Annotated in this window: 4 protein-coding genes; 2 read left to right on the forward strand and 2 right to left on the reverse strand. The window is 46.9% G+C overall.

The annotated features are described in order from the left end of the window. On the forward strand, positions 1-906 hold a 906-nt coding region (locus VF500_RS19475; protein WP_330861278.1), incomplete at its 5' end, for a DUF3863 domain-containing protein. A 79-nt stretch (positions 907-985) separates the two neighbouring features. Further along, positions 986-2,971, forward strand: a complete 1,986-nt coding sequence (locus VF500_RS19480) for an FUSC family protein (RefSeq protein ID WP_330861279.1) — start codon at positions 986-988, stop codon at positions 2,969-2,971. An 18-nt stretch (positions 2,972-2,989) separates the two neighbouring features. On the opposite strand, the gene VF500_RS19485 is transcribed toward VF500_RS19480, so the two are convergent. Both VF500_RS19485 and VF500_RS19490 read right to left on the reverse strand, forming a co-directional pair. Continuing rightward, positions 2,990-5,347, reverse strand: a complete 2,358-nt coding sequence (locus VF500_RS19485; RefSeq protein ID WP_330861280.1) for an alpha-L-rhamnosidase C-terminal domain-containing protein — start codon at positions 5,345-5,347, stop codon at positions 2,990-2,992. 144 nt (positions 5,348-5,491) lie between these two features. Beyond that, complete coding sequence (locus tag VF500_RS19490) at positions 5,492-7,819, reverse strand: alpha-L-rhamnosidase (protein WP_330861281.1); 2,328 nt, start codon at positions 7,817-7,819, stop codon at positions 5,492-5,494. Between the last annotated feature and the right edge of the window lie 139 nt (positions 7,820-7,958).

The raw sequence follows: 7,958 nt of genomic DNA on the forward strand, positions 1-7,958 counted from the left end.
GATAACCTTGCCTATTTGGCTGAAAAGGAAGATATCCATGTGGCACATGCCGTTATCTGGAGCCAGCATGAAACGGATGGCGGTGGTGCGGATGGCTCACCTTCTTACCCTTTCTATCCTTCAAAAGAACACTTTTGCAAGCCGGCCCAGGGCAAAAGCGACTTTATAGATTGTGTGAACCTGGATGGTTGGAGCGTTGACTTTCTGTGTGCGCTTCAAAGCGGCAATGTGTGGGGTACCACGCCTTTTAACGGTGCGGCAAGCCGTCGCGGTGTTGGTCCGATAGAGAGTTACGGGGATTGGGGGCTGGATATCGGCCACTATTCGGTTATGCATACCCAGGCTATCCATTTTGACCGTGGTTTTGAACTAAACGGCTTCGGCTGGGTCCCCAATATATGGGAAGCTGCATTGGTAAAAATAGCTGAACGTAAGAATTGGGACGATACCCTGGCATACCGGGCATTGGATAAATGGACAAGTGCCACTGTACAACGTTGGCCCGATGTTAAGTTCATTACTTTCGGCGAATACGGTGAGATCTGGCGCAACCATTACCGCGATAACACCCGCTGGAATTATCGGTTTGAAGAAAAAGGACTTGGCATTGGCAATTCCTGGGGTAACCAGGAGATCAAATGGTATATGAACAGGGAATTTAGACTGGCAACACTGCGTAACTGGCATAAAAACACGCCCGAAATGGTTGTTGATTTTACAAGGTATGACCTGCCCGCCAAAGAGCCGGCTGATCCATCGCCGGAGAAACCAGTAAAGGATTGGAGTTTAATGAACCGCATCAATCAGAAAGGGGTAAGGCCCCAGGATGCCCCTATTTTATTGAGCGAACTGAAGAGTGATGAGAAGGATATGATCTCAAGATATTATCCGGAACTTTTTAAATAATGTGAAGGTATCGGCACAAGTGAGATGTTTAAATTTAACCTACTTGTTGTTAGGCCTAAGTATTCTTTAAGTTTGTGGTGTGTTTAAGATCAAAGCCCCTCTGTTTCATTTCCGTTTAACCGAAAGCGTCGCTGATGCTTTTCGCAATACAGTGATTGTGCTGCTGCCCGTTGTCCTGCTTTATCAGCACTACCGGCAGGTGGGCATTGGTATAGGGGTAGGCGCGTTGCTGATCAGCCTGACTGATTTGCCTGGAAACCGCCGTAACAAGGCATTGACAGCACTACAAAGCTTCGCGATTTTTTTCCTGGTGTCGATGATCTTTTCGGCCAGTTTGTCCTCGCCCATCCTCACTGGATTGGTATTGCTTATATTCACGTTTCTGCTTTCTATGACGGCGGCTTTAGGTGGCAGGTCTGCAGCAGCGGGTACAATGGGTATCGTGCTGATGGTTTTTACTTTAGGTCTTCGGCCCCAAGATCCATTGTTATTCAGCGCTTTCATTGTTGCGGGCGGTGCCTGGTTCCATGCCATAAGCCTGGTGCAGGTATTGATCCTGCCATTCCGTTCGTTGTACCAGGCATTGCGTGAGGCTTTATCGGCGACGGCTGATTTCCTGGGGGCCAAGGCTGCTTGTTATGACCCAGCTATGCCACTGAATGAAGCTTACCGGAAAACTATCGCCCTGCACCTGCGGGTTTCTGAAAAGCAGGAATTGGTCAGACAATTATTACTCAGCGACCGCCCGAATGCCCGGCATCAGCTCAATACGGCGATCAGGGTGATCGGTTTATATGAGCAAGTGACAGCCATGCATTATGATTATGCAATTGTACGTGAAAGGCTGGCACAAACGGGCGCATTGCCGCTGACAGCTGAACTGATTACGTTACTATCCGAAGAAACAAGGCAATTAAGCCGTACTGTGCCGGTATCCAGATCACTGAACACAGTGCCGAACGATACCCATTATAGCCGGTTAACCGGTGAATTATCTGTAGCGGCAGGAAGGATGGAGAGAGAGGATGCTTCTGTTATCAATGGTATCCTGATCAATACTTCTGCAATCCGCAATTTATTGGCCGAAATAGCTGTAGATGAGCAGGCCACAATAGAAGATTTGCCTGAACCGGACGCTTTTTTGCCTAATGAAGTAGCACTCCTTTCAAAATTACGGGCCCATTTCAGTCTCCGCTCGCCGGTGCTGCGTTTTTCACTCCGGCTTACTTTATTATTTGCAATAGGATATTTAGCAACCCTGTTTTTTGCCCCCAACCAGTATAGTTACTGGCTTCTGCTGACAATTGTAATCGTAGCGAGGCCTAAGCTTGCACTGACCTGGCAGCGGAACCTGGAGCGTTTATCCGGCACTGCCGCAGGGGTATTGCTGGCCAGTCTGCTGCTCTTCCTGGTCAAGCCTGCTGCAGTTCTGCTGCTTATCGCAGCGGTGGGCTTGTTGTGTTTTTTTGCCTGGAACCGATCTGTCTATGCCCGGAGCGTGACCGGGATCACGGTTTGCGTAGTGATTTGCCTGAGCCTTTATCATGGTCAGCCGGCTACAATAATGTCAGCCCGGCTCTGGTATTCGCTGGCAGGCTGTGTACTGGCTTTTGCGGGTATCTTTATTTTTCCGGTCTGGATCAATAAGGAGCTGGATGAGCTGGCACATGCTGCGGTGGACGGGAACCTATTGTTTTTAGAAGCTGTGGCCGGAGAAGCGGCGCTGCAGGAAATTCGCCTGGCCCGGAAGGAAGCGCACCTCCGTTTGGCGCGATTGTCAGAAGGCCTCAGGCATGCCCGTGTAGAACCCGGAAAGGCGGATCTGCCCAGACTTGAGCAGATCCAGGTATTGAACTATCGCATTAACGCAGTGATCATTTCGCTATTTTTAGCCGGACGAAAGCCTGAACCGCAACAATTGGAGCGTACGATAGGGTACATGCACAATTTTATCCGGGGCGGAAAGCAGGTGCAGGATTTACCGAAGGCTTTGCATGAGCAGCAATTGCTGAAAGGGACTGCTTTACTGGAAGCTTTATCACTCGAGTTAATAAAGTACGCCTGAGTAAATCCTGCCGAAATTTTAAATCATAAATGAATTGTAGCCTCCTTTTAGCTTGTAGGTTTTAGTTTTCCAAACTAATATCCCTGATGTTTTTTGCGGCAGGCTGATAGTTATTTTCCATTTGCTGTTTTCAAAAGCATAAGCTACTGAAACATTGCCGTCCGGGTGGGGAATTGCCCCGCTTATTTTGGTTATAGCTCCTAAATGCGGTTCAATTTTTATTTTGCTAAATCCGGGCGCATAACTATCTATCCCTAAAATAGTTCTGAAGAACTCTATATTAGGACTGGCACCCCAGGCATGGCAGTCGGAGCGGGAAGTGTTCACGTCCGAATATTCTGCCCATGTAGTAAGTCCCATTGCCATATTTTCCCGGTAAATACCCAGCCAGTTCATATAATCATTACCTAAACCGGCTTTTACCAATGCCTGGTGCAAATAATATTTGAAATAAACGGAGCATTGGGTTAAGCTTTTATCGTTAAGTAGCTTTTTGGCCAGGGCGGGCATATCAGCACTGCTTACCATGCCTGTAAGTATGGCCAGCGAATTTACATGCTGCGAATAGCCATTCCTTTCTTTTGTATCGGCATATAGTTTTTTAGCCGGGTCCCAGTATTTACGCTGTATTGTAGCCTTTAACTGAGTGGCCTTGCTGTTATATATCTGCGCATAATCCTTCAATCCAATTTTGGATTCCATTTCGGCTGCCCACTGGTATGCCCAAAGTAGTTGCAGGTCATAAATGGCCGCACTGCCGTCCTTGCCCTTAACTTCGCCCCACATATTACCAGCCCAGTCAACAAAGGCCCAATAAGGGGTATCCTTTATTGAACCATCAGCCTGCTGGTATTTGCTGAAAAAATCCAATACCCCACGTGCTCCGGGTAGTTTATTGCTGATAAAATCGTTGTCGCCCCGGTACATCCAGTAATCATGCAGCATGCCGATATACCATAGCGAAAAAGGGGAGATAACCTGTGTGCCGTTTGAGGGATAGCAACTGGCGGTTATACCTTCGGGCAAACGCGAATGATCCATCTGGTTGAGTGCATTACGTGCCAGCCGGTCATCGCTGGTGTTATAGTAGCTTATTACGGCCTGGATCCGGGTATCACCGATGTATTGCAGCTGCTCATAATACGGGCAATCCGTATAGGTTTCCCAGGCGTTGAGCCTTGCGGTACGCCAGCCGATATCCAGCATTTGCGTGATCTCGGCATTATCTGTATTCATTACCGAGCTACGTTTAAAAGGGTATGCGGTGAAAGTGCCGTACAGGTCATCTATTACCAGTGGCTCATCTTTTGTCTTTACCAGGAGTTTGATGTAGCGGTAAGTACGAAAGTTGAGTGTTGTGAAGGATTGTCCTTTACTGCCGTCGGCCACCAGACTGTCTATCCGGCCTACAAACTCTTTACCGTCTACATCATTGCGGTTTCCTTTGTTAACGCCTTTGGTGCCCTTTTCATACAGTGACTCCGCATAACCCAGCGAGATTCCGGCATCTTTGCCGCCACTGAAATTTAACGTCACAAAAGCATTTGTTTCAAAGGTTTGATCGAGCAGTAAAGAGACTGTCGTGTTTGCCGGGATGGTTAAGGCGGCTTTTGTTTCCGGGAAGCCCGCCGGTGTATTTATGCCGGCGGCGCTGCGTAACTTAAGCAAACGTTGATATGTCATTTCTCTCGGAGGCAGTGTGGATGGCACCAACGCCCAGTTTATACCCCAAGCCATTCCTTTGAGTTTTCCATCAGCCAATTTACCGGCTGCGGGCCAGGTGCTGTCATCAAATCCGGCAGTTGTCCAGTCGGCCTTAATAGCTTTGTTCATATCTACCAGTTCACCTTTGCTGGCAGCAAAAAAATAACCGGGAATTGGCTGATGTCCCATATCCTGAACGCCTTTCCATGTGTCATTGGTGTTTAATAGTTCTTCGGTAGGAGAGCTGCCCTGTAAAATGAAACCTGTGCGCACACTGATCTGAGCAGCCGGACTGTATTGAGCTTCATTCCATACCAACGCCGCCACCGTATTTTTTCCTGCAGAAAGATAAGGAGCAAGGTCGACGGTTTCATAGTTCCAATAATAAGTATCGCCGCGGGCAGGCCCTAATGATACCAGGGTGCCGTTAATATAAAGCTTGTACCTGTTATCGGCCGATATATGAACGACAAAAACTTTAGGCTTTGCAGCTAAATTGATGTTTTTTCGAAAGTAAAAAACACCATATGTTTTCCCGTTATCTCCCTGCGCCGCTATCCACTGCGCATTCCAGGGGCGTTGTGCTGTTGATAAACCGGCAGTCTGGGCAGCGGCGGGTTTGGTGCAAGCTAACGCAGAGATGATTAGTAAGAGTATAAAATAAAATCGCATCGGTTTTTAATTGGTTTAGCAATATAAAAATAATATTCTATAAATCGATTTAGCAATTGAAGCTATTCTGATTTATTTTTGACGTGTCAGTATTTCAAAGCGGACACCTGATAATGAATCGGAAAGGTGTCCGCTTTGGGTAAACTAATTCTCAAAATGGTAAACGCCCGAACTAACGTTTTGTACTTTATAATTAGCCCCATTGATATCGGGAGTATTTATCTGCGCGGTAGTGCCCTTTGGTATCACCACGTCCATCAAAAATTTGTTATTTGCAATTTTCCAATGTACGCTGATCTTACCCTGGCGGCTCTCATAGTCGAGGTTCACCCATGTTAATTTACCACCGGGATGTGGCTTGATGATGATCTTCTTATAACCTACTCCCTCCGGCGATTCTTCTGTATCCAGACCTGCGATAACGCGGTACATCCAATCGCCAATGGCGCCATATGCATAGTGGTTAAAGCTGTTCATTGTTACCGTTTGAAAGCTGCCATCGCGTTTGATGCCATCCCATCGCTCCCAGATGGTTGTCGCCCCCCTTTTTACCGGGTATAACCAGCTTGGGTAAGTGTCCTGCAATAATAGGGTATAGGCTACGTCGGTATAACCGAAGCGGCTCAATACATGGCATAAATACGGGGTACCTAAAAAACCTGTAGTAAGGTGGTTACCATAGCTTTTGATGTTATTTACCAAAAACTGAGCCGCTGTAGCGCGGTTAGCTTCAGGCAACATATCAAAATTAAGCGCCAGCACGTAGGCTGTTTGCGTATTACTCATTACGCGGCCGTTTGCGGTAACATACTCTTTGAAATAGGCATCTTTGATGTTTTTTAGCAATGCCTCGTAACGGCTTACGTCATCTGCCTTGCCCAATACTTTTGCTGCTTTTATCAGCAGTTCGGTACTGTAAGCATAAAAGCATTGTGCAATTTCGTACTTATCGGTTATGGCATCGCTGCCGTCGTCGTCAGGTGAGCGGTAACTTAACCAGTCGCCAAAGTGGAAGCCTTTGTTCCACAAATTATTGGTGCTGTTTTTTTCCATAAAGCCCACCCAAGCCTGCATGCTTGGGTATTGTCGCTCCAGCATGGCCTTGTCGCCATAAGCTACATACATATTCCATGGCACAACGGTAGCTACATCGCTCCATCCGGCCGATCCGCCAAAGCCGCCTAATATATCCGGCACAACGTGTGTAACGGAACCATCCGGCTGCTGATCTGCCGCTACATCCTTCATCCATTTGCTGAAAAAGCTGTTGACATCGAAATTGAACGATGCGGTACGGCTAAAAACCTGTGCATCGCCAACCCAGCCTAAACGCTCATCACGTTGCGGGCAGTCAGTAGGAATGTCGAGAAAGTTGCCCTTTTGCCCCCATACAATGTTGTGCTGCAGCTGATTGATATCGGGGTTTGAGCAAGTAAAAGTGCCAGTGGGTTTCATATTGGAGTACAAAGCAATGGCTGTTGCATCATAATCAGCGGCATCGGGTACGATCGCTTTTTTACCTCTTATCCATTCAATGCTGGCGTAGCGAAATCCATAATAAGTGAAGTGGGGCTCAAAGATCATTTCTTCGTTACTTTTCAGTATATAGGTAGCCATAGCCTGGGCGTTTCGCAAATTAGCTGTGTAAAAATTGCCGATCTTATCCAGTACTTCGGCATGACGGATCCTGATTGTATCACCCGCCTGCCCTTTAAGTTTAATAGAGATCCAGCCTACCAGGTTTTGGCCAAAGTCCATTACGGTTTCTTTTAATGGGGTAGCGATGATCTTGATAGGTTTAAAAGTTTCATGTTTGGTAATAGGATTGCTCTCGGTCGGGATCAGCGTGCCATAACCAATCTCGGCTATTTTCACGGGTTGATCACAGTTAACCGTTTTTGTAGCGTCAATTATTTCGCCATTGTTGATAGATGAAGAGCGGATCGGTCCTTCGCCGCTTTTCCAGCTTTCGTCTGAGATTACCGTTGACCTGGAACCATCAGTAAAAGTTAATTCAAGCTGGCATAACATAGCCGATTGTTTGCCGTAACGGTTACGGATGTTATCGAAACCTACATAGCCACGAAACCAGCCATCACCAACAGCAACAGTCAGGTTATTATCGCCTTTTTGCAACAGTTCAGTTACGTTGTACTCCTGATATTGCAGGCGTTTATTATAATCAGTCCAACCGGGGGTAAGGTAGGATGCACTTGCATGTTTGCCGTTGATGTTTGCTTCATATAAGCCCTGAGCAGTAATGTACAATGTGGCCGCTTTGATCTTTTTATCGGCTACAAAGTGCTTCTGGAAATATTGGGCCGGGCGTGCTATACTGTCTTCTCGATAGCCAATGCGCAGCCATTTGGCCTGCCATTGTACTTTGCCCGTTTGTGCCTGAGCCGGTTGAATGCCAATAAGCGCTATGAACATCAGCGCCGGCATCATTAATTTTGTACATTTTTTGATCATTTTATTATTTGGTGTGATTGGTTCTGTTTATTACCGGATGATGGCGTGTACCTCAGTCCCTATAGACTGATTGCGGCCTTTTCAAATCCCTTTTTTACTTATCGACAATAAAAACTCCGGATACCACTAAAACTTTAAC

The organism is Mucilaginibacter sp., from assembly GCF_036383575.1.
Classification (GTDB): domain Bacteria; phylum Bacteroidota; class Bacteroidia; order Sphingobacteriales; family Sphingobacteriaceae; genus Mucilaginibacter.